Here is a 25,921-nt window from a genome sequence, read left to right on the forward strand (position 1 = left end):
GTCATTTCATGTTATGATAGTACTGTGATTCACTTCAGAATAAAAGAAAGAAGGATGTTTTATGAATCAAGAAAAAATTGCCGATTTAAAAAATTGGATGCACCAAGAAAAGATTGACTTCACTTATATTAGTGATCCTGGTCATATCGCTTACTTTTCCGGTTACGAAAGCGAACCTCATGAACGCGTGTTAGCTTTGTTTATCGCTGCGGACGACCAATCATTTTTATTTACACCTGCATTGGAAGTCGAAGATGCCGAAAAGAGTAGTTGGACTTATCCCGTTTATGGTTATTTAGATAGCGAAAATCCTTGGGAAAAAATTGCGGCTTTATTAAATAAACGAACACAAGGCACACCACGCTTTGCTTTAGAAAAACAAGCTCTTTCTTTAGCTCGTTTCGATCAATTGAAAACCTATTTCCCAGCTAGCGATTTTTCGCATGATGTTACGCCTTTAATTGAAAAACTTCAATTAATTAAAACAGAACCTGAAATTCAACGTTTACTAGAAGCTGGTAGTTGGGCTGATGTCGCTTTTGAGATTGGCTTCAAAGCAATTCAAGCAGGCGTTGCGGAACAAGAAATTGTTGCTGAAATCGAGTATCAATTAAAACGTCAAGGCATTCGCTCAATGAGTTTTGATACGTTAGTCTTAACAGGAAAAAACGGAGCTAGTCCTCACGGGGTACCTGGCGAAACAAAAATTGAGCCCCATGACTTAGTGTTATTTGATTTAGGTGTCGTTCATAATGGCTATTGTAGTGATGCCACACGAACAGTCAGCTACTTGGAACCTTCTGATTTCCAAAAAGAAATTTATGGAATTGTTTTAGAAGCACAATTAGCAGCAACTGAAGCGGTGAAACCTGGTGTTACAGCAGGCGAATTAGATGATATTGCCCGAGGTGTAATTACAAAAGCTGGTTATGGTGAATACTTTAACCATCGCTTAGGCCATGGCATTGGAACCACTGTCCATGAATACCCATCGCTGGTTCATGGCAATGATTTAGTCATTGAAGAAGGTATGTGTTTCTCTATTGAGCCCGGTATTTACATTCCTGGAAAAGTAGGCGTTCGTATTGAAGATTGTTTACACGTAACGAAAACAGGATCCGAACCATTCACTAAGACAACCAAAGAATTGCAAATTATTGAATAGCATAAAAATAAAATGAGGCCATCAGTCAACCGGACTGATGGCCTCATTTCTAAATTTTAAGGTAAGCCGCTGAACAAAAGCAACACGATCCGTTGCTAACTTTCATAAGCTAAACGCTTGTTACCCTTTAAATTCTTTTTTTACGTCTTTCGCTGCATCTTTAACATCTTCTTTTGCTTCTGCAGCTTTTTCAGGAACATCTTTGGTGGTTTCTTTTGCTTCATCGACACCAGCAGAAACAGTTTCTTTGGCCGCTGCCGCAGAATCTTTAACGTCAATATAGATATCTTCTGCTGCATCTTCGGCAATTTCACCTAAATCTTCTGCGTGATCTTGAGCATCGTCAGCTGCTTTTTTAAATTGATCAGATAAATCACCTGTTTGTTTTTTAAAGTTATCAAGCATGTCGCCAGAAACACCTTGTGCTTTATCCAATGAATCTTTTGTTTTTTCTTTGACAGAACCTGCCAAATCAGAGGCTTGATCTGATAAAACGCCGGCTTTTTGTTTTGCGATTTCTGTTAATTCTGTCCCTTTTTGAACAGCATAATCTGTGTAATCTTGCGCTTTGTTTTTTAAATCATCTGTTTGATTTGATAAATCATCACGTAATTCTTTACCTGATTTTGGTGCAAGTAATAATGCGGCAACGGCTGCTGCTGTTCCACCAATTACTGCTCCTAAGAAAAATCCGCCTTTTTTAGCCATAAAAATCTCCTCCAATTAGTTATTTGTTTTTTTATTTTTTGAACGCATTGCTCTAAAAGCAGAACCGCCTACTTTACTCACTAAACCAGCTTTCGCTGTGCCTTTCCCTACGGTTCCTACCTTTGTAATCAAATGTTTACTTGAGGTGTTCAATTCAGAGACACTTTCGCTTAAATCAGCAACGGCCGTAAACAACGGATCAATCGTTGCCACTTTTTGATTCACATCTGTCAATAGTTCATTGCTTTTAACAAGCAAGCCTTCCACTTGGCGACTCAATACATTCACATCGCTAGTCACGACTTTGATTGTTGTATTTGTTTCATCAATTGTATCTTCAATTTTTGAAACAACTTGAGAAACTTTATATAACACAAGTACTAAAAAGATGACTAAAACAACAAATGCTACCGCTGCAATTAAGGCAGCAATTTCCCCACCTGACATATCATTACTCCCCTCTGAAATTTTATTTATAATCTTAGGATAACACCAACTTATATTTTTCACAACTCATAAAGCTAAGAATGACAATTTATTTTATAAAATTCTCATGCCCTTTTCTTTAAGAAAAAAAGCGTAAAATTTCCTTCTAACGAATTGAAATTTTACGCTTATTTTTATTTATTTTTCTTTTGGTTGCTCTTTTTTCGCTAATTGAGCACCTAAATTAATAATGTATTCTCGTAAATTATCTTTTACTTCTGGATGAGTCAAACCATATTCAATGCTTGTTTTCATAAACCCAAATTTATCGCCAACGTCGTAACGTTCTCCTTTAAACTCACGAGCAAAAACGCGTTGTGTTTTATTTAAAGTGTCAATCGCATCTGTTAACTGAATTTCGTTACCAGCGCCTGGTTTTTGATTTTCAAGTACATCAAAAATTTCAGGGGTTAATAAATAACGGCCGATAATCGCTAAATCACTTGGTGCTTCCTCGGGTTTTGGTTTTTCAACAAAATTCTCGACATTGTATAGTCCTTTTTCGATTTCTTTTTCTGGGTTGATAATACCATATTTTGAAGTATCTTCATGGGGCACTTTCATTACAGCAATCGTCGAAGCATGTGTTTCTTCGTAATCATCCATTAATTGTTTCGTTAATGGCACTTTATCTTCCATTAAATCGTCGCCTAACATCACGACAAAAGGTTCATTGCCAACAAATGCTTTCGCTTGTAAAACAGCGTGTCCTAAGCCTTTCGGATGGGATTGACGAATAAAATGTAAATTAACATCCGTTGTTTCTTCGACTAATTTCAATAAATCGGTTTTATTTTTTTCTTTTAAATTATTTTCTAATTCAACATTTGAATCAAAATGATCTTCAATCGGACGTTTGGCTTTGCCTGTCACAATTAAAATATCTTCGATTCCTGAAGCTAGTGCTTCTTCTACAATAAATTGAATCGTTGGTTTATCAACAATCGGTAACATTTCTTTTGCCATCGCTTTGGTAGCCGGCAAGAAACGTGTTCCTAACCCAGCTGCTGGAATAACTGCCTTTTTAACTTTCATCTTTTTTCCTCCTAAAAATCAAGTGTAAATTCGTTTTCGGTTTTGCCATCGCGCAACATGATTTCTTTTGCTGCTTGTTGTACATCTTCGTCATTGTACAAGACATTGTAGATTGTTTCTGTGATTGGCATTTCGACTTCTAATTGTTGTGCCAATTCATAGGCTGCTTTAGTTGTTGAAACACCTTCCACAATCATACCCATGTTTTCTAAGACTTCATCTAACTTATGGCCTTTTCCTAATAAATTACCCGCACGCCAATTTCGAGAATGGACACTTGTACAAGTAACAATTAAATCCCCAACACCACTTAAACCAATAAATGTTAATGGGTTTGCTCCCATCGCAACCCCTAAACGACTAATTTCTGCTAAACCACGAGTCATAATTGCCGCTTTGGCATTATCACCAAAGCCTAAGCCATGAATCGCTCCGGCGCCCAAAGCAATAATATTTTTTAAGGCCGCCCCTGTTTCTACACCAATCACATCATCATTCGTATAAATTCTAAAGTAATCATTCATAAACAACTCTTGCACATACACAGCGTCTGCTAAATTTTCGCTTGCTGCTGTAATGGTTGTGATATCATGAACAGCGACTTCTTCTGCATGGCTTGGACCAGATAAAACCACAATCCCTTGCCGTTTTTTTGCTGGAATCTCTTCTGCTATCACTTCTGAAATCCGCTTATGTGTACCTTGTTCGAGCCCTTTACTTGCATGAATAATAATTGGTTTTGTTTTTAAATGTTGGGCCACTTCTTGTGCTACTGAACGAATGGCTTTAGTTGGTACCACAAACAGTACCGCATCCACATCTACTAAAGCAGTAGCTAAATCAGTGGTTGCCTGAATTGAAGTAGGTAAGATTAATTCTGGTAAATAATGTTTGTTGGTGTGTTTTGTATTTATTTCATCGATTTGCTCTGGTTTATTTCCCCAAATACAGACCTCGTGTCCATTTTCGGCTAATACTTGAGCTAAAGCTGTCCCCCAGGAACCTGGACCTAAAACAGCGACTTTTTGTTTCATCGGTGAAACTCTCCTTTCGCTAAACAACGTTACTTCTTTAGTTTACCATATTCTTCGATCAAGTTGGATTAAGAAGTTGTTATTTTTTTCTTTTGTTTCTCCCGATTGTAAAATTTCAAATTGGGATTTCTTCTACGAACGATCACAATAACAATTGCTGCCACGAACATCACTAAAGACAACAATTGTGAGACACGAATGTTACTAAACGCATACAAACTGTCCATCCGTAAGCCTTCGATGAAGAAACGGCCGAAAGAATACCATATTATATAACCTAAAAAGACTTCGCCTTCTTTTAAAAAGTGTGGCTTTTTGCGTAATAACACTAAAACGATAAAGCCTAAAACATTCCAGACAGATTCATATAAAAATGTTGGTTGATGATACGTTCCGTTGATATTCATGTTATCAATGATAAACGTTGGTAAATGGAGATTTTCTAAAAATTGTCTGGTGGTCGCTGGCCCATAGGCTTCATGATTCATAAAGTTGCCCCAGCGACCAATTGCTTGCGCTAAAATCACACTTGGTGCGGCAATATCTAAAAAAGTCCATGTAGAAATGAAACGATGACGCGTAAAGAAAAACAGCGCCAGTCCCCCACCAATAAGACCACCATAAATCGCTAAGCCACCATTTCGAGTAAAGAAAATTTCAATCGGATTGTCTACATAATCTTGCCATTGAAAAGCGACGTAATACAAGCGCGCGCCAACAATTGCTGCAGGTAATCCCCAGAGCATAAAGTCAAAGACATCATCTTCTTTTAAACCAACACGAACGGCTTCACGACTACTTAGCCAAACAGCTAAAGCAATCCCTGAAACAATAATAATTGCATACCAATAGACGGGAATACCGAAAAGGCGAAATGCAATTGAATTTACTTGAGCTAACATCATCACATCTTCTCCTTCTATTCTCCTGAATTTTCTTCAATCAAACGGGTTAAGCGCTCTTCGAACGTTTTTGTTGCATCATAGCCCATTGTTTTCGCGCGGAAGTTCATTGCTGCTACTTCAATGATAATGGCCACATTTCGGCCGGTCTTAACAGGAATACGAATCTGAGGGACATCAACGTTAGCTATTTCAACCATTGCATCATCACTACCAAGACGATCATATTTCTTGTCTTTTTCCCATGCCTCTAAATAAACGACCAATTGAACTTGCATAAAGCCGCGGACCGCACTAGCTCCAAACAGGTTCATGACGTCAATAATTCCGATACCACGAATTTCAATTAAATGCTGCAAAATTTTTGGTGGCTCTCCAACCACGGTTAATTCATCTTGCTGATAAACATCGACACGATCGTCTGCGATTAGCCGATGTCCACGTTTAATAAGCTCTAAAGCTGTTTCACTTTTACCAATACCGCTATCTCCTTGAATCAAAACACCAAGTCCATAAACATCAACTAAAACCCCATGGACACTTGTCCGAACAGCTAAACGGCCATCTAAATAACTGGATAGTTCCCCTAGTAAACGGGAAGTTGAAATCGGTGAACGTAATACAGAAACCCCATTTTCTTTTGCTGCTGTAATTAATTCTTCGGGGATTTCTAGTCCTCTGGATACTATAAAGGCTGGAGTATCTTTCGCACATAAACGGCGCATCACTAATAAACGCTCTTCAGGCATCATTCGTTCTGCAAAGGTAATTTCTTTGCTCCCAAATAATTGTAAACGGTCATGGGAATAATAATTAAAATACCCAGTTAATTCTAAACCTGGCCGGGAAATTTCACCAGTTTTAATTGTTCTATTTAAGCTTTCTTCATCTCCGTATACTACTTCTAAAGAAAGATTTTCTACCAGTTGATAAATCTTTACCACTTCTGTCATATCGAATGTCAGTCCTTTCTGCTACTTGTTATATTTTATCATTTAAAAATACAAGTTTCTAGCTATTCACTAGATAATTCCTAGAATTATCATATTTCAAAAAAATGAAACTATTTTTCAGTGAAATTACCTATGCTATTTCTGTTACTTGACTATTTCAGAAAACTTTGTATACTTGAAGCCGATCCTTTTAAGAAAAGAGGAAACTTATGAAAGAATATTTAAAGGAAAAAGCCCATCAATTACCGTTAACACCGGGTGTTTATTTAATGAAAGACGCAACCGACACAATTATTTATGTGGGTAAAGCCAAAAAATTAAAAAATCGCGTGTCGAGCTATTTTATTAATAGTAATCAACATTCTCGAAAGACGATGCGTTTAGTCAAACAAATTATAGACTTCGATGTTCTTCTCCATACTGACACAGAATTGGATGCGCTCCTCCTAGAATGTCAACTGATTCAACAGTATCGGCCGCGCTACAATCGCCAAATGAATGCTTATGAACAATATTCTTATGTATCGGTAGCCGTTAATGAGCGGCAATTAGAGATTAAACTCTTAAATATTCCCACTAAAGAGAACTGTTTTGGTCCTTATTCGATTCGCCGAAAATTAAACCGTTTAAAAATAATTTTGGATAGTATCTACGATCTCGTCCCAACCAACTATTGGCATCAAACCTTTCAAAAAGAGAGTGCCATTCCGACCGAACTATTTCAACAAGAATTGTTCGACTTTTTCCATAATCAAGGACGAGAACCAATCAAACGAATTGCTCAACAAATGCAAGAAGCTGCTGAAAAACAAGCCTTCGAAAAAGCGGCAAAACTCAAAGAAGATTGGCTCTTTTTGACGCGCTTTGCAAACCAAAATCAACGAATTAGTCAAGCTAACCAACGAGATTGGCAACTGATGTGGTTACCTTGTCAGAAAAAAATCAAATACTATTTAATTTACCAAGGCTTGGTGGTAGCAACACGTGTTGTAACTAAACAAACGTTTCAAAAATATTCATCGCTTGAACTAGCAAAAAAAATCATGCCCAAAAAACCACCGAAAACAATTGAGCATTACTCGAAGCAACAAGTTGATTTTTTAAACATTTTATATGGCTATATCAGCCGCCATCCAGAATGTCACCTAGAAAATTTAACCATCGAAAAAGCCTGAAGAACGCATTTTATGCTACGTTCTTCAGGCTTTTTTTATTCATATTTAGATAAATTGTGATCCGTAACGATCGTATTGACAATTGACATAATTACAGCCATTAGCACCGCTGCCCAAAAACTTGAGAAGCCAAAGTTCATTTCCCCCACAAAAAACGAGGTCATTTGTAAAATCGCTGCATTGACAACAAAGCTAAATAGACCAAACGTTAATAAAGTAAATGGGAGCGACAAGATTGTTAAGACTGGTTTCACCAACATATTTAGGATTGAGAGAACAAAGGCGGCAATAATTGCAGGCATTATGCCTCTCACATGAATCATGCCAGGAAAAACAACTGATAAAGAAATGAATGTCAGTGTATTAACAACCAATCGCTGAAAATATGTCATTAAAAGTCACTCCATTCGTCATCATCAATTTTTTCCGCTTCTTTACGTTGCTTTTTATTGGCAGCATAAGGATTTTCATTGCGAACATTTCTATTATAAGGATTTTGATGGCCGTAGCCGCGATCGCTTCCTGTTCTTCCAGAAGGGATCAAGACTGCTAAGGCAATGTATAAGAGAATGCCTGGAAATCCTGCTGAGAAAAAGCTGAGCAAGACATAAACGACACGAATAATTGTTGGGTCAATTCCTAGCCAATCAGCAATCCCAGCTAAGCTTCCTGTTAAAACCACGTTATTCGGAGATTTTGTTAGTTTTCTTTTCATATGTTTTCACCTCGTCTACTAAATTTTACACTAGAAAGGCTGATTCGTCAGCCCATCTAGCTTAAAATTATTAATTATTTATCCGTATCTTTTAGGAAAATACTTCCCGTTGTTGTAGAAGCATTAATTTGAGCCATTGATTCTTCCAGTACACGTCTAAAATGTAATTGTTGATTGCCGCGATCTTTCTTTTCACGAACAACTTCAATATCTGTTAAACGGCTGTTAATACTACCTAAATTCGTTTTCACTTGCCCTTCAACGCCTAAGTTATTTGGCAAGGCCAACTTGATATTCCCATTTGCAGAGCTTGCTTCAACACGGCGAAGCGTTTTTTCTTTAGCTGTAATGCGGATATCTCCATTAATCAGAGAAACACTTAGACTTTCTGGTGCCGCGGAAATAGACACATCACCATTGACTGTTTCAATAATGTTATCTAAAATCGTTCCTTCTAGGACTTTAATTTCACCATTCACGCCTTCAATTTCTAACATAGTTGCATCAATTTTTTTAAACGTAATCGTCCCATTCGTTGATTTTGTGTAAACATCTTTCGCTGTTAACTCTTCTACTAAGACATTTCCGTTTAATAATTTAACAGATACATGATCGTAAGTGCGTTTTGGTAAATAGAACGTTAAATCTGCTTTCACCCGTTTGTTTGGCACTTGGAAAGAAATTGTTTCATCATCCACATCAATGTCACTTCGTTCTAAGAAAGCTTCCATTGGTGAATCTCCTGCCATTTTACCATATAATTTGATTTTTGCTTCGACTTTCACATCTTCTTGATCCCAAGTTTTGAAAACCACGGTACCATTTGCTACCTTGACATCAATTAAACTTGCTTGTGGATTTGGATAGTTAAACTCATGTTCAAACTTAGTTGTTGCCACACCAGGAACTTTCATTTTAATGTCTTTCCATTCCACATTATCATTCATGGTATCACTGAAAGAATTAAATGTTTTTTTCAAGAATTCTCCCACTTGGCCGCCAACTTCGGCAACTTTACCGCCGACTTGGTTAAAGGTGTCTGTGGCTTGATCTTTCCACTCTTCAGAGAATTGAGAAGAAACTTTTTCTTTTGTATCATTCCATTGACCTTTCCATTGTTCTTTGCGAATATTTTTTAGTTCTTCTTCCAGTGCTGTTTTTTCAGTACTTTGAGTCGCTAATTTTTCTTCTAATTGTGCAAGTAAAACGTGCAAGTCTTTTCGTTGAACTTGTTCATCTTCTGTTAATGCATCTAATTCTTCTTTTGTATCTAATGTTCCAATTTCTTCAGCGACTTCTTTAATTTCTTCTTTGATGCCGGCAATTTCTGCGTTGACTTCGTCCAATTCAGCCGAAGCGCGATTGGCTTTTGTTGCTAACTCATCAAGAATTCTTTCTAAGTTTTCACGATCTTTTTCTGCACTGTCCTGTGTATTTTCTTCAAACGAATCAACAGTAGGTCCTTCTGCTTCGCCTTTTTCTAATGCATCCATTAAATCTGCGACTTGATCTTCTTTATTTGTTGTTCCAATATTTTGTGTATCGACTTTTTCAGCAGCTTTTTCGATTTGTTTTTCATCTTTTTCAGTTGCCATATTTTCTAATAAAATTAACGCTTCTTCTGACGTTAGAATACCTTTTTTCACTAATTCTAATACGCGTTCTCTTTCTTTCATGGATATTGCCTCCTTAGCAAATTTTTCACTCAATAGTGTTTTCCTTACATGCATTATTATGCCTTGTTTTTGATCATTTGTCATAGGACTTAAGAACGATTTCTTCTCATTAGTAAGGACTAGTTTTATAAAATCAGTTCATTTTATGCTAAAAAAACTAGGAATTGGTCTAAAAAAGGCCGTCTCCTAGTTTTTTTTATTTGTTTTTCTTAAAATTGTTCGTCACGATTACTATTCAATTCGGTAATTTTACCAGTTGCCAAGTAAACAATCCACTCACAAATATTTGTGACATAGTCGCCAATTCTTTCCAAGTATTGTGCCACATGTAGATAATCAGTTCCGCTAATGACCGTTTCTGGATTAGCTTTCATTGCTTCTACGGCATGTTTGTAAATACTATCGAAATATTCATTAGTACGATCATCCATTTGTGCAATCATTCGTGCATCTTTTTGATCCGTTTTAACATAGGCGATTAAAACATTATCCACCATTTTTTTCACATAATCAGACATATCTGAAATTTCTTTTTCGATTTCAGGAATACGTGTTTCTCCTTTTAAGCGAATCGTTGATTTAGCAATCGAAACGGCATGGTCCGCCATTCTTTCTAAATCCGAACTAGCTTTCATAACAGTGATAATCATACGTAAGTCTGTTGTCACTGGTTGTTGTAACGCAATCATTTCAAAACTCTTTTTCTCAAGTTTGACTTCCATATCATTGATTTCAATATCGCGATCAATCACTTCTTGAGCTAATTTTTTATCATGATTAATATATGCCTTCACGGATTTATGGACGGCACTACTAACCATCATACCCATTTCATAAAATTGATTGTGCAGATTCAATAGTTCTTCTTCAAATTGTGTCCGTAACATTCTTTTTCCCCCTTTTAACCAAATTTACCAGAAATGTAATCTTCTGTTTGTTTTTCTTTTGGATTTAAAAATACTTTTTTCGTGTCATTAAATTCAATTAAATCACCTTGTAAAAAGAAGGCCGTTTTATCAGAAATCCGTGATGCTTGTGACATATTATGTGTCACCATAATCATGGTATATTTCTCTTTTAATGTTAACAGCATGTTTTCAATTTTACCACTAGAAACTGGGTCCAAGGCGCTAGTTGGTTCATCTAATAAAATAATATCCGGTTCCACAGCTAAAACACGAGCGATACAAACCCGCTGTTGTTGTCCACCAGAAAGTGAAAGTGCACTTTTGTGAAGTTTATCTTTGACATCCTCCCAAACGGCAGCAGCTTTCAAACTGGTTTCAACTGCTTCATCTAAGACTTGCTTGTCTTTGACTCCTTTTAGGCGCAAGCCATAAATCACATTTTCATAAACTGAAAACGGAAATGGATTAGGTTGTTGGAAAACCATCCCAATTTCTTTACGTAATTCAACGTTATCTGTTTTCGGTCCATAAATATCTTTTCCTTTATAGACGACACTTCCAGTAATAGTTACGTCTGGGATTAAATCATTCATACGATTCAAGCAACGTAAATACGTTGACTTCCCGCAACCAGAAGGACCAATCATGGCAGTTAATTCTCCTTGATTAAAAGTTAAATCAATGCCTTTCAATGCTTCTTTTTTCCCGTAATATAAATGTAAATCTTTTGATGAAATAATTTCTTTGCCCATCTTGCTCCTCCTAACCAAAATGTCCTGAAACGTAGTCTTCCGTTGCTTGAATTTTTGGTCGTGTAAAGATTTTTCTTGTATGGTCGTATTCAATGACTTTACCCATATAGAAGAAAGCTGTATAGTCACTAATCCGCGCCGCTTGTTGCATGTTATGTGTCACAATGATGATCGTGTAATCATCTTTTAAATTCACTAACGTTTCTTCAACCGTTCCTGTTGAAATCGGATCTAACGCGCTTGCCGGTTCATCTAACAACAGAATATCTGGTTTCATCGCAATTGCCCGAGCGATACACAAACGTTGTTGTTGCCCACCAGACAGAGCTAAGGCGCTTTTGTTTAAGTTATCTTTCACTTGATCCCAAAGTGCGGCTTGCTTCAAACTTGTTTCAACGATTTCATCTAATTTTTTCTTATCCTTTTCACCATGCTGTTTCAATGCGAATGTGATATTTTCATAGATAGATTTACTAAATGGATTGGGCCGCTGAAAAACCATGCCAATGCGTTTTCTCATTTCGTAGACGTCAACTTCTTTCGTATTGACATCGACATCTTTATACATGATTTTTCCAGTAACACGTGAATTGGCAATGCCATCGTTCATACGATTTAGCGAACGTAAATACGTGGATTTACCGCAACCAGAAGGTCCAATTAAGGCGGTTATTTTGTTCTTTTCAAATTGCAAATCAACACCTTTGATAGCCTCATTGTCCCCGTAAAAGACATGTAAGTCTTCCGTGTGTAACGCAATCGGGTCTTTTTGGCTATCTAGTTGAAGTAAATGGGTATCATTTAAATTGTATTCTTTCATGCTAATTCCCCTAACATTAAGCTGATGTCATTCTCTTATAAAGACGGTTGCCGATAAAACGAGCGCCGAAATTGAAAAGTAAAACTACTAAAATTAACACAGCGGAGGCACCTGCTGAGACCGCAGCGCCATCTGGCATCGTTCCTTCGGTATTAATTTTCCAAATATGCACAGCCAACGTTTCCGCTTGACGGAAAATACTAATCGGACTTGAAACGCTCAACGGATTCCAATTACTGAAATCTAAGGCAGGTGCGCTTTGTCCTGCTGTATAAATTAACGCAGCGGCTTCACCGAAAATCCGACCAGAACTCAAAATAACACCTGTCAAAATTCCTGGTAACGCTTCTGGCAAAATAACTTTTTTAACTGTTTCCCAACGTGAAAGACCTAAGGCTAACCCCGCTTCACGCTGTGTATAATGAATGGCTTTCAAAGATTCCTCAACATTTCTAGTCAATAATGGTAAGTTAAAAAATGTTAATGCTAACGCACCTGATAAGATTGAAAAGCCATATCCGATTTGTACAACGAAAATCAAGAAGCCGAACAGCCCGACAACAACGGAAGGCAATGAACTTAAAATTTCAATCGAGGTACGAATTAAATCAGTTAACCAATTCTTTTTCGCATATTCCGATAAGTAAATTCCAGCACCCAATGAAATTGGAATACTAATAATCATTGTAATCAATAGTAAATATAGTGAGTTAAAAAGCTGAATACCAATCCCACCACCAACTTGATAGGCTCTGGATGGTTGTGTTAAAAATTCCCACGAAATATGTGGAATTCCTCTAGCTAAAATGTAAATCAGTAAGGCCGCCAAAATTAAAACAATGACGCCAGATACGGCATATAAGATACCTGTTGCGATTTTATCTGCTTTTTTTGCATTCATTATTTTAAGGCTCCTCTCTTACCGATAATTCGGATAACAATGTTGAATAGTAAAGACATCAACAATAGAATCAAGGCTAAAGACCAAAGAACGTTGTTTTCAACTGTTCCCATAATTGTATTCCCAATCCCCATTGTCAAAATACTTGTTAGTGTCGAAGCTGGTGTTGTCAAACTAGTTGGCATCACAGCTGCATTTCCGATTACCATTTGGATTGCTAAGGCTTCACCAAACGCACGAGCCATACCAAAGACAACCGCAGTTAAAATACCAGGCACAGCTGCCCGCAAGACAACTTTATAAATCGTTTGCCAACGCGTAGCACCAAGCGCCAACGACGCTTCACGATAATGTCGAGGCACAGCTTTTAATGCATCTACGGTCATCGTAGTAACCGTTGGTAAAATCATGACAAATAGCACAAACGTACCAGCTAAAATACCGAAGCCAGTTCCGCCAAAGATTGAACGGACAAAAGGAACAATGACAGATAAACCAATAAATCCATAAACAACAGAGGGGATCCCTACAAGTAATTCAATAACTGGTTGTAAAAATTTTGCTCCTTTTTTAGGTGAAATTTCTGTCATAAAAACAGCCGCTCCAATCGCAAATGGTGTCGCAACAATCGCTGACAAAAACGTTACAATAAAGGAACCCGCAATCATCGGTAAAGCCCCAACCATGGGTTTACCGTCTGCGCCGATATCACTTGGGTTCCAGTTTGTTCCAAATAAGAAATCAAACACGTTAATCTTATCTTTAAAGAATGTAGCAAGTCCTTTACTTGCAACAAAATAGAAAATTGAAACAACCACTGCTACAATTAAGGCAATACATAGGAAACTAATAAATTTCCCTCGTTGCTCCATCTTGGCTCTTTTCGATTTTGTTAATAATTTTTTCTGTACATCTTCCAAGAATATTTCCTCCTCAAACAATCCAACTTTTACAGATAAAAATAGTGTACCTTTTTTACATCAATTTGTTTTTAATAACATGTAAATTTTATGTTAAGTTTGTAAATTTTGTGTTAAGAGAATTATTTAATGACATTTCCTTGCCAATCCCGTTCAATTTCCATTTTCGAAACAGGAATATACCCTAATTGACCAATCACACGTTCTTGGATATCATCTGACAACATAAAGTCTAAAAACTCTTTGGTTAAATCACTTGGATTTTTACGAGTGTACATGTGTTCATAAGACCAAATAATCCATTTATTGTTCATTACATTTTCATCTGTTGGCTGAACACCATCAATACTTAACGTAGCTACTTCATCAGTAACATATGAAAATGCGGTATAACTAATCGCTCCTGGTGTATCAGAAACAATGGAACGAACCATGCCGCTGGAATCTTGTTCTTGCGCACGAATGGCTGTTTTATCTCCCAAGACCCATTTTTCAAAAGTCGCACGCGTACCACTACCGGCCGCTCTATTCAAAATAACAATTTTTTGGTCTTTCCCGCCAAGTTCTTTCCAGTTTGTTACTTCACCTAAAAAGATTTTCTTTAAATTTTCCATTGAGATATCTTTGACACCGACATTTTTGTTAACGATTGGTGTAATCCCAACGACAGCAACTTTATGATCAATTAAGTCTTCCGCTTTGATGCCCTTTTTCTCTTCTGCAAATAAATCAGAATTACCAATGTCTACCGCGCCAGATTGGACTTGACTCAGACCTGTTCCGCTTCCGCCACCTTGGACATTAATAAATCTTCCCGGATTTTGGCTTTGATATTCCTCACTCGCTGTCTCTACTAATGGTTGTAAAGCTGATGAGCCTACCGCTGTGATGGATTCACCACGATCAATCCATTTTGCACATCCTGTCAAAGTAAGTATACTTGCCAAACCAATAAATAATAGCAATCTTTTTTTCATCGATTCATTATTCCTCCAATTAATTTCAATCTATTCTATTTTACCATTATATGTAGGACTTGAAAATTATAAGTTATCAATTTGTTGGTACAACTGAGAAAACTCTTAAATTAAATAACAAAAAGTATCTGAAGAAGCCAATTTGGCTGTTGCTTCAGATACAAATAATTATGCTAGAAAGATGACTATATTTAAACATTTAGTGGGGATGGCTTTTTTGAAAATTATTTGGGGTATAAAAGCGAGTTTGTACATCCAACCTACTTCCTTATTGTTTTACTGGTAAGAAATTATTGAGAGTACAAAAACTCAAGCCTTGGCTTAGGATTGCCATCTTTAGTTTTACTGATAAGAAATTATTGAGAGTACAAAAACTCGTTGAATAGATAGCAGCGGGCATTTTGCGTTTTACTGATAAGAAATTATTGAGAGTACAAAAACCAACCAACCGATTGACGTCGTTCTAGGTGCGTTTTACTGATAAGAAATTATTGAGAGTACAAAAACTAGCAGGGTTTAAACCACTCTCATGTTCCAGTTTTACTGATAAGAAATTATTGAGAGTACAAAAACAACTGATTACCCACGTCTTTTACTTGTTTTGTTTTACTGATAAGAAATTATTGAGAGTACAAAAACAACTGATTACCCACGTCTTTTACTTGTTTTGTTTTACTGATAAGAAATTATTGAGAGTACAAAAACGGTCTGTGCCATGATGGGAATAAGCGAACTGTTTTACTGATAAGAAATTATTGAGAGTACAAAAACCTTCCGATACTAGTTTAAAGCAATGGAACGGTTTTACTGATAAGAAATTATTGAGAGTACAAAAACCATTATATTCAATGGTATAAGGTATCGTTTGTTTTACTGATAAGAAATTATTGAGAGTACAAAAACCCAGAGCTAACAACCGAAAAAGAGAAAAAGTTTTACTGATAAGAAATTATTGAGAGTACAAAAACTCTCTAAGAAGCCGTTCTTTCTCGTGATTTGTTTTACTGATAAGAAATTATTGAGAGTACAAAAACTATCTTTAATAGTTTCTAAATTTGGTTTTTGTTTTACTGATAAGAAATTATTGAGAGTACAAAAACTGGTTAAAAAGGAAGCCATCAAAGAGACAGTTTTACTGATAAGAAATTATTGAGAGTACAAAAACTGGTTGCCGTCAGCACCATCAAGAGGAACAGTTTTACTGATAAGAAATTATTGAGAGTACAAAAACTTTGAAAGACCAAGAATAACTGGTACATCCGTTTTACTGATAAGAAATTATTGAGAGTACAAAAACTAATAACTCGTTTAGAAGGTATATGAAGTGGTTTTACTGATAAGAAATTATTGAGAGTACAAAAACTTAATTTGGCGAGAAACCGCAGAATAAACAGTTTTACTGATAAGAAATTATTGAGAGTATAAAAACCAAAAAGCGGTTAATGATTATGTGTTTCAAGTTTTACTGATAAGAAATTATTGAGAGTACAAAAACCTCAAATTTAAAATTTGAAATCTCATTAATAATCCTTTTGATAAAAAATATAACTTTACGCGGTTAAAATTCCAGACTCACTCTTTCCGCAATAACCGTTCGCGAAAATATTGTTCTTCCAATACAGTGAGCTTTTCCATCGACGTCTCGACACACTCACTATTGTCGTCTAACAATTCCTTCAACAATTTTAATAATATCATATCTTTAGGTAAAAGATAATTTTTTGTATACTGATCACCAACAAAATGACAGACTCGATAAAAAGCATCAATTAGTTGTTGATTTGTCCAAGAGAGTTGATCTGGATAATGTCGCTCAATACTTTGACGAAAAACATCAAAAACTGGCAACTGCTGATACTTATCATATAACAAAATCGTTTTCTCAACATCTTCCTCCGTATACGGTAAAGGCAAGCTTCTATTACTAAAAATAAAAAACTTCAACTGCTTTGTTTCTTGAGCCAATTTCTTTAGCTGCTGAAAGAGATAATAAATTGATTCCGTCTCCAAAAAACTTTCTGGATTTGTAATAACAAGCCAGACAGGCTGTTCTCTTCGGCTGATACTCCGTTGCAAGAGATAAATAAATTCAGCCAACAATTCCCTTGTATCCATCATTTCTAAAGGCAACGATTGGCCATTTTCTAAATAGTTTAATGACAACGAATACTTCAAAATATCCTGAAAATTCATTTCTAAAAAATGCGGTTCAATATTCGTTAAATAGTTATTTAATTTATCATTCATTAAATTTTCTAGTTTTAACAACTGATCATTTAAATTGCTCATTTGATTTGTAATATCAAAATCATCTTGTAAATAAAGTAATTCCTGGTGAAGTAACGTACCTTTGATAAAATTCATTTGTTGAAAAATACTTGTATTGTCCTCTAAAAAGTAAAAATCAATACTCTTTGCCTTTAACTTTTTTTCTTCTAAAAAAATTTCAATACCGTTATCTCCATAGACTGATTCTTCTAAGTCACTTAACGCTTTTTGTTTCGCAAACCGTTTTAATGTTCGTAATATTTTACGACGCCATTGGTTTTCTCCTCCATAAAAAAATACATAATCTTCCAAAGAGAATTCAATAAATTGTTGATACTGATATTCTAAACGAATTTGTTTCATTAAATCACCACCAATCGGTGAACGCCAACTACTTCTTCTTGATGACTACGACTGCCCGCCAATAATAGCATATCTTGAAACTGAATTTCTGAAACATACAACAATCGAACGTTCCCTGAACGTGGTACTTTTCTCTTTAGAATTGTTTCATATTTTTTTAACGCACTACGATTGGGCAAACTCCGATAATAAATAGAATACTGCAACATAATAAATCCGTTTTCCAGTAAATGTTTTCTAAAAATTCGGTATTCTTTTTGCTCCTGTTTCGTTTCAAAGGGTAAATCAAATAAACACATTAATCGCACGACTCCTAAACTCACTTCCCCTCACACTCCAACATATTGACCAAATGAATTTTCTGAACGTTTTCAAAATCACCTGTTTCCATTGCTTTCACAAAAGCAGCTACATATTCAGACATTGCTTGGTTCATATAAATTTTTTTGTTTTTCACCTTAATCTTTTGATGTAAAAATTCCACTAAGGTTAAACGACTATGATAGGTTAAATACTTTTCATTCTTTTTCAATATCGTTTGATGAATATACCAATCCATTAATGGACGAAAAGGTTCCATTAAGTCATCAATTAGGTTAAACGAATTATATTCATTTTTATGGAAAATCCCTAACATCGGTAATAATCCTAACGCTACCACGCAACGGGCCATTTGTGCACGAATAACTGCATAGCCATAATTCATACAGGCATTTGGTAAGCACTCTTCTTCACGGGTAAAACCCACACCATACAATGAATGAAAATATACTTTTGCAACATGTCCTTCACGATTCGTTGTATCCCCTGGTAAAATTCCTTCACTAAGTTTTTCTAATACTTCCACTCGTTCGGAATCTGTTCCTAAATATTTCGCAACTGCGATTTGATTCTGAATTTTTTGTGTTACAATTTCGCACCACGCTACTTGTTTATGTTCTTCTGTCCAATTACTTTGCCAGATTGCTCGTTTCGCACTGCGATGATACTGTCCAATACCAAGAAAAACACCTACAGGCATGAACGTATTATCACAAATCACGGTATCAATATGATGTTGTGCGAACTTCGCTAGTAACCGTGTAGTGATGAATGTCTGGTCGCCTTCTAAAATTACACTTTCAATATCTGTCAAAGGAATGACATATGTATTCCCTTCTTTTATCACTTCTAAATTATCTAACTTTACTTTTAATTTCTCGCCATTTTTTACGAAAACTGTTCGAAATCCCAACAACATTTCCTCCTTTTTAATAAAAAAACCGCCCTACATATGTAGGGCGGTAAATTCGGCAAAATGCCTTATTTTTGTAGATTCTCAATAATTTCTTATCAGTAAAATTATTAAAGACACGTTTCGTCAAACGCGGTAGTCCGTCGACTACAATTAAAGATTACTACAAAAACGCTAATCATGCAACCCTTTTCTTTTCGTTTCTTCTTTTTTATTTAATAATATTCTTTGGTTCTTTTTCATAATACAGATAATGTTTCTTTCCTAAAATATCTGTATTGAATTTTCGTAACTTTTTGCCTTCTTTGCCATATTTAGCGATATTTAAATTGATGGCTCCATTATTATAAGGTTTTTGCTTAAATTGATTTTCTGCTGGCATCATTTCTTGTTCTAACCCTTTAAAGTTAATACTATTAGCACTTTGGAAATTATAAAAACGCACATCATAGCGTTGGCTATCTTTCCATTCAATTTCCAAACCATCATTTTTTTGTAAAGAAAAACAGAAACGCACCACTTGTCCCTTTGTCTGTTCGGCGACTTTTTTCATGTATTCTTTTTCTGTGATTCCATACTTACCTTCCACAAAACGTAAGTCAGAATAATATAGTTGTACTGTATAATAAGCCTTAGTTTCTAAATCTTGATAAATATCGTAGCGATATGGTTTTAAACTTTGTAGTGTAACTTTGCGACCATTTTTAGTTTTTTCAACAGGTCGTCCTTGTGAATCCTTGGTGATATTAATATGTTTATTCAATTTACCGTCATAATACTTCAAACTACGAATAAGTGGTCCATTGTTTTTTTTCGCATATTTCCGAATCGCTGGAATATCATTTTCTTCACAGTAAACAGCAAACGGTGAACGTTTAACACGCTTTACCTTACCATTTTTTTCTTCCACTTCTTGAAAATCAGGAGTTGTTTCTGCAATAGACAACAATCGTTCATAGGTCTTTTCGTCAAGATCTTTCATTAAAAGTTTATCTTGTTTTTTCTTGAAGGCTTCCCAACCATCTACCGTGTAAATGTCTTTGATTTTACCGATTGTGTACTCGTCAGTCGTTATTTTTTGTTTACCACTTTTCAGCGTTTTGACTTCCGTTTTCTCTCGAACAGAATAAATAGTGGCATCACTGAGTTTGCGGTTAGCTTTACGATCCACTTGGTGAGAAAATTTAATTCTTGGATGGAGGTTTACTGGCTTCAATTGCTCACGAAAATTAGGCCATTTTACCTGATAGGTTTTTCGTTCATACTTCTTTGATTTTTTGAATTCCTGGTAAGACATTTCATCGACAATTTCACCAGTTTCGAAATCGATTTCACGCATGACTTTTTCACCAGTTTCTTCCTTCACTGCATAGTGATAACGACTAACCTTGACAAACGGAGTGACTGCACACAATGTTGCATCAACGGCATGATGATGATGTGTTTCACGAGTTTTATCTAAGTCGGCACCCCATTTTTTACGTAAAGTATGAGTAAAACTGCCGTTCACTACTCGAACTTTCGTTTCCTGATTCGCAAAAAAACTCTGTAAGGTATTTAAAACTAAACGACTGGCATAACGCGTATCATTCAGATTTCTAGCTAAAAATTTTTCGACTTGCTCACTGTCAAAAATATTCCGCGTTTCCAATAAATTATTTTCTTTTTTATGACTAAAATGGCGACTTTCCACCCATTTTTGATAGTCATCCCAGTTGCTAAATTTCCCGTTAGTTTTTTTGAAAGAACCGTCCATCCATGCATCATATGGTGTTTGTTGTCCTTTGACTTGATTAGCTTTACTTAAAACCAGTACTTTATTATTAATAGAATCATCTAAGCTAATCGAAATTGGAATAATATGATCAATTTCTGTTGAATCACTAACCAATAATTCAGGAGAAATAGACAGTCCTGTATAGGCACATATGCCATCTTGTTCGTAATAGTATAATAACTTAGCTAAAAAACGACGATTTTTTTGAATGGTCGTTTGAAATTTTTCTTGGCTCCATCCAGACTTTTGCATAAAATAACTTTGGCTGTCATTCTTTCGTTGACTATTCTTTGCATGTAATTCTTTTATTCGTTTTTTTTCATCTTCTTCGTTATCGTCCCTAGGCATTTCAATAGTGATGTAACGAATTTGCTCTTTGCCATATTTTTCCAACAAAGCATCCATAACTTTGAAGGCTTGACTCACTGTTTTGTTCACCGTTGGATTATAAATTTCTGCCAAGACATCTTTTGTTGGTAATTTATTATATTCACTATACCGTGTTCTAACACCTGACTTTAACTGAAACTGTTCTAAGAGTGTATTTTGTTCTGAGGTAGCGTTCATTAGTTCTGGAATTAATAAGTGTAATGTTTTTAAAGAAAAACGATGCCACGCTTGCGTGCTAATGCTTTGGCTTAATTCTTTGTAATGATCTAAAACTAGTGACTTTACTGGTTCTGCTAACTTAGGCAGTTCAAAAGCTAATGTATTTTCAATCCCTTCGCGTTCGGTATTTAAGGTTAAAACTTTCGCTAAACAGTCAATCGTTTCTGTTGGTAACGTAGCCAAATCGATCCCTGCTTCAGCAAAAATTTTCCGCCAATTGCGATAGGCTTTTAATGTATGAATTTCTGGTTTACCTTTTTTATCCAAACGCCAACCACTTAATCGTTCTTTTTTTACACCCAGCAATTTAACCACATCATTAACGCCAAAACGAGTAAATTCTTTGGTCATTAATTCTGCTAAAATGTATTCTTTTTGTTCTAGCGAAAGTGGTATTTCTCCATCAATTTTTAAATTGGTTAAATCATTGAGTAAATTATATTGTTGTGCAGATAGACTTAAGCCGCTTGCTCGTAGTTCACCTTGAAAGTCTTTGCCAATCAATTTATCAAAAATATTTGTTGCTGGTTGGCCTGTTTTTTTAAAATCAGACCAACGACCATAAGGACTGTTATTGGCTTCATTTCCTGGTCCATGATAATACGGTCGTTTGCGATAAATTAATCCAGCTTCCTCTGCAATACCAGGCTGTACAAATAATGCAATCCAATCATCTGTCAATTCGTTAGGATAAAAGGCTTGTTGGGTTTTAAGAATGGTTGCCAATTCATTTGCATAAGCAGAAACTTTAAAAACATTTAACTGATAATTACCTTGAGCATTGATTCCTGTTTTCACTCGATTATTTTCTTTCAGCCGCTGTAATTGGATTTGACCCGGCGTATATTTTGTTAACAACTGAGCATTTTCCCTAACTTGTTCCTTATAATCTTGACTTTCTTTCGCTGCTTCCGTATCATCTTCGTCTAAGTAACTAATTCCACGTTTTTTTAAAATGTGAAGAGTCACTTTATAAATTTCTCCTTTGCTTAATGGTTCTGTCAATCCTTTTACTCTTAATTGGTACGGGCAACTATTTTTTAATGATTTATCTTCATAAAATCCAACAGCCGCAAGTATTTTTTTTGCATCTTTTAAGCGATTCGTTTTCCGTCTAATTAAACGACGTCCACCTCGATTTGTGCGTCGTTCTAAATTTTTTTCACTATTTTTCGCACTAAATAAACGGACACCTAAATCAATAACATTGCCTGTCCGTTCATCAATTACTGACCAACCAACACTACTAATCCCTAAATCTAAACCTATACTGTACATGAGAACCTCCTTTAAGCAATGACAATTAATAATTTAATTATACAATATTTTTTGTAAAGGGATACAATTTTCAATAAATAATTTTCAGAAATTTATGATAACTATTACCCCTTTAATTTATCATGATTTAGAAAGAAAAAATAACAATTTCCACAATTTTAATCTACGGTTATCTGCTTATGCTTAAATAATATATACGTTTTAAGCATATGGCAATAAATTTTACCATCAGATAGGTCCTCCCGTATACAAAATCTACTACAGATTTTCCGATGGATTGGTGTGTTGATTATTAACTAAAAAATGACACATAAGTCGAGTCAACTTATGTGTCATTTTTTAACTTTTAAGATAGCCTACTGAACAAAAACATTTCTCTCATCTTAGCAATCTCTATGTGATAAATCACTTAGATGGCAAGGTTTTTGTCCGCAAAATTATACTTTTTTAAATTTTCAAGAAACGACGCATTGAAATAACTGAACCTAGTGATCCAATAATCATTCCTGTTGCAATCATTAATAGATTAACTTTCCAGATAAAATCTTCTGGACGAATTAATGAATAATTCGAACGCAATAACTGCGGGTTAAACATGTTATAAACTTGATGGTAGCCTAACGTCATAATGATGACTGGCACGATTGCGCCAATCAACCCAATCCAAGCACCTTCTAAGAAGAACGGCCAACGAATGAAACTGTTTTTCGCTCCTACAAGACGCATAATTTGGATTTCTTTTTGACGAGATAAAATCGTAATCCGAATGGTGTTGGAAATTAAGAACACTGCAACGAATAAAAGTAATGCAGCAGCTGCTAAGCCCCAAGTTCGAACGGTTTGAGCGATTTTAAAGATTTTGTCTGAGTTTACACCACCATAATCGGCTTTAAAAACACTTGGGAATTTAGCTGCTTGTTTCGCAATATCTTTCGTGTCTTCTGGTGTTTTCGCACGGACATAATACACATCGTATAATGGGTTACTATCGCCTTCGAAAAGATTCCAGGCATCCCCCATTTGTTCTTGGATTTTTTTCAATTGTTGATCTTTGTTTGAATAAGAAATATCTTCAACATTGTCTAATCCTTTAAGTTGTTTTTCTAATGTTTTCATTTCATTTTGTTTTGTACCAATATCGACAAAAACAGACACTGTCACGTTTTTTTCGACATCATCAGCAAGTTTCGTTGCATTAAAAATAACGCCCATAAAAATACCAACTAAAACTAATGTAATTGTAACCGCACTTGCTGAGGCAACAGTCATCCAACCGTTCCGTTTTAAACTTTTGATACTTTCAAATAAATGAGAAAAGAATGTTCTAATCATCGTAGCCGTATTCTCCTTCCACTTGGTCACGGATAATGCGACCATTTTCAATGGCAATAACACGGTGACGAATCGTATTTACAATTGTACTATTATGCGTTGCCATCACGACTGTTGTTCCTTGTGCGTTAATCCGGTCCAACAATTTCATGATTTCCCATGAATTCTCTGGATCTAAGTTCCCAGTTGGTTCATCGGCAATTAAAACTTTCGGTGTATTTACGATTGCTCGTGCAATGGATACCCGTTGCTGTTCCCCACCAGAAAGTTCGCTTGGAAAAACACGTACCTTATGTTTTAGACCGACTAAATCTAAAACTTCCATCACGCGTTTTTTGATTTCGCGAGGACGTCGTCCGATAACTTGCATCGCATAGGCCACGTTCTCATACACAGTTTTCTTTGGTAATAGTTTATAGTCTTGGAAAACGATGCCGATTTCACGACGTAAATAAGGAACTTCTTTATTTTTTATTTTCATTAAATCATGACCTGCAACTGTCAAATTACCTTTTGTTGCTTTTTCTTCACGATACATTAATCTAATAAAGGTTGATTTCCCTGCACCTGAGGGACCAACCACATAGACGAACTCGCCTTGGTCAATCTCTACTGAAATATTTCGAATCGCTGTTGTACCATTCGAATATTTCTTCATTACATCTTTCATTTCAATCATGGCGTTCTCTCCATCTCTTTTTTCTTCAATCCTACTTATTATAACATGTGAATATTGCAAACTTCTTGCATTAAGTTACATTTTTATTTCAATTTAATGAAGAGCTTAACTTAAGCGCTGTTTTAAGTAGGCATCAATGAAACCATCAAGGTCTCCATCCATCACAGCTTGTACATTGCCGGTTTCGTAATTTGTCCGATGGTCTTTGACCATTGAATACGGATGGAACACGTAAGAACGGATTTGTGAGCCCCAGCCAATTTCCATTTGTTCACCACGTAAACTTGCTGCTTCTTGAGCTTTCTTTTCCATTTCCAATTGATATAATTTGGCTTTTAACATACTCATTGCTTGCTCACGGTTTTTTAATTGAGAACGTTGTGCTTGGCTTGCGACAACGGTACCTGTTGGAATATGTGTGATTCGAACAGCCGATTCTGTTTTATTAATATGCTGACCACCAGCACCACTTGCTCGATAGGTATCAATTTTTAAGTCATCTGGATTGATCGCAATTTCTATTGTGTCGTCTAATTCAGGCATTACATCAACTGAACAAAACGAAGTATGACGGCGTTTAGCGGAATCAAAGGGCGAAATCCGCACAAGACGATGGACACCTTTTTCTGATTTTAGGTAGCCATAAGCATTGTAGCCTTTGATTAATAAGGTGACACTTTTAATCCCTGCTTCATCTCCAGCTTGGTAATCCAACGTTTCAACTTGGAAACCGTGACTTTCTGCCCAACGTGTATACATTCGTAAAAGCATACTTCCCCAATCTTGTGATTCAGTACCACCGGCACCAGGGTGTAATTCAATTAGGGCGTTATTATGATCATATGGCTCATTTAGTAGTAAGGATAGCTCATACGTTGTTAAACGTTCTTGCAAGAGATGAATTCTTTCTTCTAATTCTTCTTGAATCTCTGCATCATATTCTTCTTGTTGTAATTCAAACATCACCGTTAATTCGTCAAGTTCCTCAGAGAGCTGATGAAATTGTTGATATTTTTCTTTCAAACTATTGGTTTCGTTAATTAGCTTTTGAGCCGTTTCTGTGTTGTCCCAAAAACCAGGTTCTCCCATCCGATTTTCCGCCTCGGCAATGTCTTCTTCTAACTGGTCTAAGTCAAAGAGACCTCCTGAAGCTAGTAATTTTTTGTGTCATTTCGTCTAATAATGTACGAATTTCTGGGTTTTCCAAAATGATTCCTTCTTTCTCTTTATTGTAAAAAGAGCAAAGGCGGGACA

The 25,921-nt window shown here is 35.8% G+C and carries 24 protein-coding genes and 1 CRISPR repeat array; of the genes, 2 read left to right on the forward strand and 22 right to left on the reverse strand.

Going from position 1 to position 25,921, the window contains the following annotated elements; translation table 11 throughout:
• Positions 1-61: 61 nt before the first annotated feature.
• Entirely contained in the window at positions 62-1,165 is a 1,104-nt protein-coding gene (locus IGL42_RS07025) for an aminopeptidase P family protein (protein WP_002379504.1), read from the forward strand.
• A gap of 120 nt (positions 1,166-1,285) precedes the next feature.
• On the opposite strand, the gene IGL42_RS07030 is transcribed toward IGL42_RS07025, so the two are convergent.
• The 6 genes from IGL42_RS07030 to hprK all read right to left on the reverse strand — a co-directional run bounded on the left by IGL42_RS07030 (position 1,286) and on the right by hprK (position 6,283).
• Positions 1,286-1,873 carry a YtxH domain-containing protein gene (locus IGL42_RS07030; RefSeq protein ID WP_002381831.1) on the reverse strand — a complete coding sequence of 196 codons (588 nt, stop codon included), beginning with the start codon at positions 1,871-1,873 and terminating at the stop codon, positions 1,286-1,288.
• Between the two features lie 15 nt (positions 1,874-1,888).
• The gene (locus IGL42_RS07035) at positions 1,889-2,320 is read right to left on the reverse strand and encodes a DUF948 domain-containing protein (protein WP_002357316.1); all 432 of its coding nucleotides are present in this window, start codon (positions 2,318-2,320) and stop codon (positions 1,889-1,891) included.
• Positions 2,321-2,497: 177 nt separating this feature from the next.
• A complete protein-coding gene (gene galU, locus IGL42_RS07040; RefSeq protein ID WP_002360159.1) occupies positions 2,498-3,394 on the reverse strand; it encodes a UTP--glucose-1-phosphate uridylyltransferase GalU in 897 nt (298 codons plus the stop codon).
• An 11-nt stretch (positions 3,395-3,405) separates the two neighbouring features.
• Positions 3,406-4,428: an NAD(P)H-dependent glycerol-3-phosphate dehydrogenase gene (locus IGL42_RS07045; protein ID WP_010710294.1), complete on the reverse strand. Its 1,023-nt coding sequence runs from the start codon at positions 4,426-4,428 to the stop codon at positions 3,406-3,408.
• A 68-nt stretch (positions 4,429-4,496) separates the two neighbouring features.
• Positions 4,497-5,330, reverse strand: a complete 834-nt coding sequence (lgt, locus tag IGL42_RS07050) for a prolipoprotein diacylglyceryl transferase (RefSeq protein ID WP_002381830.1) — start codon at positions 5,328-5,330, stop codon at positions 4,497-4,499.
• A 17-nt stretch (positions 5,331-5,347) separates the two neighbouring features.
• A complete protein-coding gene (gene hprK, locus IGL42_RS07055; RefSeq protein ID WP_002357309.1) occupies positions 5,348-6,283 on the reverse strand; it encodes an HPr(Ser) kinase/phosphatase in 936 nt (311 codons plus the stop codon).
• A 209-nt stretch (positions 6,284-6,492) separates the two neighbouring features.
• On the opposite strand from hprK, the gene IGL42_RS07060 reads away from it, so the two are divergent.
• Positions 6,493-7,458 (forward strand): GIY-YIG nuclease family protein, encoded by a 966-nt coding sequence (locus tag IGL42_RS07060; protein WP_185776371.1) that lies wholly within the window; start codon positions 6,493-6,495, stop codon positions 7,456-7,458.
• Positions 7,459-7,493: 35 nt separating this feature from the next.
• On the opposite strand, the gene IGL42_RS07065 is transcribed toward IGL42_RS07060, so the two are convergent.
• The 16 genes from IGL42_RS07065 to prfB all read right to left on the reverse strand — a co-directional run bounded on the left by IGL42_RS07065 (position 7,494) and on the right by prfB (position 25,874).
• A complete protein-coding gene (locus tag IGL42_RS07065; RefSeq protein WP_002357307.1) occupies positions 7,494-7,850 on the reverse strand; it encodes a phage holin family protein in 357 nt (118 codons plus the stop codon).
• The gene (locus IGL42_RS07070; protein WP_002357306.1) at positions 7,850-8,173 is read right to left on the reverse strand and encodes a PspC domain-containing protein; all 324 of its coding nucleotides are present in this window, start codon (positions 8,171-8,173) and stop codon (positions 7,850-7,852) included. The genes IGL42_RS07065 and IGL42_RS07070 overlap by 1 nt, the downstream gene beginning before the upstream one ends.
• Before the next feature lie 74 nt (positions 8,174-8,247).
• Positions 8,248-9,849 carry a daptomycin-sensing surface protein LiaX gene (gene liaX, locus IGL42_RS07075; RefSeq protein WP_002371914.1) on the reverse strand — a complete coding sequence of 534 codons (1,602 nt, stop codon included), beginning with the start codon at positions 9,847-9,849 and terminating at the stop codon, positions 8,248-8,250.
• A gap of 209 nt (positions 9,850-10,058) precedes the next feature.
• On the reverse strand, positions 10,059-10,736 hold the full coding sequence (phoU, locus tag IGL42_RS07080; protein ID WP_002357304.1) for a phosphate signaling complex protein PhoU: 678 nt from the start codon (positions 10,734-10,736) through the stop codon (positions 10,059-10,061).
• Positions 10,737-10,750: 14 nt separating this feature from the next.
• Positions 10,751-11,509, reverse strand: coding sequence for a phosphate ABC transporter ATP-binding protein PstB (pstB, locus tag IGL42_RS07085; protein WP_002357303.1), 759 nt, complete (start codon positions 11,507-11,509; stop codon positions 10,751-10,753).
• Positions 11,510-11,519: 10 nt separating this feature from the next.
• Complete coding sequence (pstB, locus tag IGL42_RS07090) at positions 11,520-12,329, reverse strand: phosphate ABC transporter ATP-binding protein PstB (protein ID WP_002357302.1); 810 nt, start codon at positions 12,327-12,329, stop codon at positions 11,520-11,522.
• Positions 12,330-12,345: 16 nt separating this feature from the next.
• Positions 12,346-13,230, reverse strand: a complete 885-nt coding sequence (gene pstA, locus IGL42_RS07095) for a phosphate ABC transporter permease PstA (protein ID WP_002357300.1) — start codon at positions 13,228-13,230, stop codon at positions 12,346-12,348.
• Positions 13,230-14,150, reverse strand: coding sequence for a phosphate ABC transporter permease subunit PstC (pstC, locus tag IGL42_RS07100; protein ID WP_002357299.1), 921 nt, complete (start codon positions 14,148-14,150; stop codon positions 13,230-13,232). The genes pstA and pstC overlap by 1 nt, the downstream gene beginning before the upstream one ends.
• Positions 14,151-14,272: 122 nt before the next feature.
• Complete coding sequence (locus tag IGL42_RS07105) at positions 14,273-15,127, reverse strand: phosphate ABC transporter substrate-binding protein PstS (RefSeq protein WP_002357298.1); 855 nt, start codon at positions 15,125-15,127, stop codon at positions 14,273-14,275.
• 273 nt (positions 15,128-15,400) lie between these two features.
• Positions 15,401-16,622: direct repeats of the CRISPR family, unit length 36 nt; unit sequence GTTTTACTGATAAGAAATTATTGAGAGTACAAAAAC.
• 77 nt (positions 16,623-16,699) lie between these two features.
• The gene (csn2-St, locus tag IGL42_RS07110; protein WP_002379508.1) at positions 16,700-17,758 is read right to left on the reverse strand and encodes a CRISPR-associated protein Csn2-St; all 1,059 of its coding nucleotides are present in this window, start codon (positions 17,756-17,758) and stop codon (positions 16,700-16,702) included.
• On the reverse strand, positions 17,758-18,057 hold the full coding sequence (gene cas2 / locus IGL42_RS07115; protein ID WP_002397366.1) for a CRISPR-associated endonuclease Cas2: 300 nt from the start codon (positions 18,055-18,057) through the stop codon (positions 17,758-17,760). The genes csn2-St and cas2 overlap by 1 nt, the downstream gene beginning before the upstream one ends.
• A 20-nt stretch (positions 18,058-18,077) precedes the next feature.
• Complete coding sequence (gene cas1, locus IGL42_RS07120; RefSeq protein WP_104842621.1) at positions 18,078-18,998, reverse strand: type II CRISPR-associated endonuclease Cas1; 921 nt, start codon at positions 18,996-18,998, stop codon at positions 18,078-18,080.
• Between the two features lie 205 nt (positions 18,999-19,203).
• Positions 19,204-22,656, reverse strand: coding sequence for a type II CRISPR RNA-guided endonuclease Cas9 (cas9, locus tag IGL42_RS07125; RefSeq protein ID WP_010710291.1), 3,453 nt, complete (start codon positions 22,654-22,656; stop codon positions 19,204-19,206).
• A 447-nt stretch (positions 22,657-23,103) separates the two neighbouring features.
• Complete coding sequence (gene ftsX / locus IGL42_RS07130; RefSeq protein ID WP_002360154.1) at positions 23,104-23,988, reverse strand: permease-like cell division protein FtsX; 885 nt, start codon at positions 23,986-23,988, stop codon at positions 23,104-23,106.
• On the reverse strand, positions 23,981-24,667 hold the full coding sequence (gene ftsE / locus IGL42_RS07135; RefSeq protein WP_002361935.1) for a cell division ATP-binding protein FtsE: 687 nt from the start codon (positions 24,665-24,667) through the stop codon (positions 23,981-23,983). The genes ftsX and ftsE overlap by 8 nt, the downstream gene beginning before the upstream one ends.
• Positions 24,668-24,772: 105 nt before the next feature.
• Positions 24,773-25,874, reverse strand: a protein-coding gene (prfB, locus tag IGL42_RS07140; protein WP_111997025.1) for a peptide chain release factor 2 whose coding sequence is annotated in 2 segments (ribosomal slippage) — positions 24,773-25,801 and positions 25,803-25,874 — 1,101 coding nt in all. Because the reading frame shifts where the segments join, the coding sequence is not laid out codon by codon here.
• Positions 25,875-25,921 lie beyond the last annotated feature (47 nt).

It is taken from the genome of Enterococcus sp. DIV0712, assembly GCF_050554855.1.
Taxonomy (GTDB): domain Bacteria; phylum Bacillota; class Bacilli; order Lactobacillales; family Enterococcaceae; genus Enterococcus; species Enterococcus faecalis.